Source organism: Moorena sp. SIO2C4 (genome assembly GCF_010672485.1).
Lineage (GTDB): Bacteria > Cyanobacteriota > Cyanobacteriia > Cyanobacteriales > Coleofasciculaceae > Moorena > Moorena producens.
The window spans coordinates 1-2,845 of the sequence record NZ_JAAHGN010000989.1 but is presented as its reverse complement, the minus strand read 5'-3'; the positions used below and the strand labels follow the sequence as shown (position 1 = coordinate 2,845).

General features: G+C 43.3%; 2 protein-coding genes, 1 tRNA gene and 2 pseudogenes. 1 reads left to right on the top strand and 4 read right to left on the bottom strand.

All coding sequences use genetic code 11. From position 1 onward, the window contains the following. Positions 1-181: 181 nt before the first annotated feature. Positions 182-252, top strand: a tRNA-Gly gene (locus F6K20_RS32530). A gap of 233 nt (positions 253-485) precedes the next feature. Here the strand turns inward: F6K20_RS32530 and F6K20_RS32525 are convergent. The 4 genes and pseudogenes from F6K20_RS32525 to F6K20_RS32510 all read right to left on the bottom strand — a co-directional run. Next, positions 486-809, bottom strand: a complete 324-nt coding sequence (locus F6K20_RS32525) for an antibiotic biosynthesis monooxygenase (protein ID WP_008190297.1) — start codon at positions 807-809, stop codon at positions 486-488. 870 nt (positions 810-1,679) lie between these two features. Continuing rightward, entirely contained in the window at positions 1,680-2,153 is a 474-nt protein-coding gene (locus tag F6K20_RS32520) for a pentapeptide repeat-containing protein (RefSeq protein ID WP_008190303.1), read from the bottom strand. Between the two features lie 198 nt (positions 2,154-2,351). Then, positions 2,352-2,609 (bottom strand): annotated as a pseudogene (locus F6K20_RS32515) (alcohol dehydrogenase catalytic domain-containing protein); the annotation flags it as partial. Beyond that, positions 2,606-2,845 (bottom strand): annotated as a pseudogene (locus tag F6K20_RS32510) (hypothetical protein); the annotation flags it as partial. The pseudogenes F6K20_RS32515 and F6K20_RS32510, both read right to left, overlap by 4 nt.

Genomic DNA, 2,845 nt, shown 5'->3' with positions numbered 1-2,845 from the left:
CGGCTTTGAAAGTCAGTATTTCCAGTATAACACATCGATTGGTCTAAAGTGAAAGACTCTGTGCAAAATTCATCCCACACTCATGCTGCGCATGTTCGTTGTGGGGCTTCTTTTGCCGGAAGCTAAAAAATGTGGCACTTTGATTTTCTTATGTTATGATGCTAGAAGTGCTGGAAACAGTGCGGATGTAGTTTAGTGGTAAAACCTCAGCCTTCCAAGCTGATGATGGGGGTTCGATTCCCCCCATCCGCTCTTGAGATATTATTTGTATATATTTTGTTGAATGCGATCGCACTGGACAGGTGGTGCGTTACGGGGCTGGCTATGTCAACCCTGGCAACGAGGCAAAAAATCAGAGGCTTTCCGCCCCTAACGCACCCTACGGCTAATGCGATCTAAATTCTAAATTCTTCATTCTAAATTCTTCATTCTAAATTCTTCATTCTAAATTCTTCATTCTCAATTCTCAATTCTCAATTCTCCAGCTAATTGGGAGGCTGGATTTCACTGCAAACTTCGTAGAACGATGTGGTGGGAGCTTTGGTAAACAAGTGAGACATTTGGTTTAAGATTGCCTCATAGGCTTCACTTTGATGATCTTCCATGTCTGCTATGCTTTCCCAAAAGATCACAGCAATGCCTCTATCGGTTCCCGGTTCTTGCAGTAGGTAAGCGCCTTTGAACCCTTGGATATAGGTAGATACAGCTTTCTCGTAAAGATCCTGAGCTTCTTGAAATTTGCCTGGCTTGAATTCACCAATGGCAACATAAGCATATTTGTGCTTAAGAAAATCTAGAAATTCGGTCAACTTTCCCTCCCTTGGGATTTTTTGGGTTAGTTCCCAATCATAACAACTAATGGTTGAGCTGCACAGATACCAATAGAGTTAGTAGGGTGGGCAAAGTTGTCTAATCATTAATACTGATTTCAACCAAAATGCTTTTGCCCACCCTACCACCTACCACCTTGACAGTAGGGTGGCCAAAGTTGTCTAATCATTAATACTGATTTGAACCAAAATGTTTTTGCCCACCCTACAAGCTACCACCTTGACAGTAGGGTGGCCAAAGTTGTCTAATCATTAATACTGATTTGAACCAAAATGCTTTTGCCCACCCTACCACCTACCACCTTGACAGTAGGGTGGCCAAAGTTGTCTAATCATTAATACTGATTTGAACCAAAATGCTTTTGCCCACCCTACCACCTTGACAGTAGGGTGGCCAAAGTTGTCTAATTATTAATACTGATTTGAACCAAAATGCTTTTGCCCACCCTACCACCTTGACAGTAGGGTGGCCAAAGTTGTCTAATTATTAATACTGATTTGAACCAAAATGTTTTTGCCCACCCTACCACTACCACCTTGACAGTAGGGTGGCCAAAGTTGTCTAATCATTAATACTGATTTGAACCAAAATGTTTTTGCCCACCCTACCTTGACAGTAGGGTGGGCAAAGTTGTCTAATCATTAATACTGATTTCAACCAAAATGTTTTTGCCCACCCTACCACCTACCAACTTGACAGTAGGGTGGGCAAAGTTGTCTAATCATTAATACTGATTTGAACCAAAATGTTTTTGCCCACCCTACCACCTTGACAGTAGGGTGGGCAAAGTTGTCTAATCATTAATACTGATTTCAACCAAAATGTTTTTGCCCACCCTACCTTGACAGTCAAGAATCTACTCTACACTCGACATTGAAATTGAATTCCTCGGCACTACCACCAATGCCAATGCCAGTTTCAAATATCTCGGCATTAGTTAAGGTAACTTTGTTCATGACAGCTCCAGACACATCGGTGTCGTAAAGCTTGGCCGCTGTCAAATTCACTTGGTTGAGATTAGCACAGTTTAAACTAGCGTTGGTGACAAAGGCTTGGGTTAAGTTAGCCCCGTTTAAGTTGGCACCAGTCAGGTCAGCACCTTCTAGGTTGGCTTCAATTAAGATTGCTCCTTGCAGGTTAGCATTCCTCAAATCAGCCCCAAGTAGATGTGCACCCGATAGATCCGCTCCTTTTAAATTACACCCTGGACATTCACCAGTTGAAAGCAACTGTTGCACCTGGTCTGGGTTTTCAGCTACGGCTGAACCGGTGAAGAACAGAGAAGCGACTAAAGTTAGCGTTGCCAAAATATTGAATTTCATTTTTGGCCTCCCTAGAAGTTAAATCATCAGGATGTATTTGTTCATCCCAATTTCATTATAACCGATTAGTGGTGCGGGATTATAATGATGATTTGTTAAGGTTAGTTATGGAATTAATCCTTAAATTGCTGAGTTTGTTAAGAAAAGACACACAATTGTGAAAGTTAAGGGATTATGGTGCTAAGAGATTAAGCGATCGCCTAGTCCCACTCTTTGTCCAACTTGGAGCGTGGTCACGTTCTCTCCCAATGCGGCCACGGTACCAACGACCTCGTGACCTGGTACAAAGGGATACTGAGTTAGTCCCCACTCGTTATCCAACATACTCACGTCCCTGTGGCAAATACCACAGTATTCCACATTGATTTCTACTTCCTCTTCCCCCAAAACCCCTGGGTCGTATTCAGAAGGCTTCAGTTCTCCACCAGGTTCGTGGGCTGCGTAGGCTCGAATCATTGTTTGAATTTATGGTGTGAATTTATGTCTTCATTTATAGCAGTTTTAATTTGGGTGACGGAGTCGGGAGTAGGGAGTAGGGAGTCGGGAGTCGGGAGTCGGGAGTCGGGAATCGGGAGTCGGGAGTAGCGCTTTTTAGAGGTTGTCTGAAAAGTCTCATTTGCTACATCCAAGCCCCCGTTGGTCCCCCAATTTTGGGGGACTTCTACCAGCAAATTGATTCTTGTTCCCCCCAG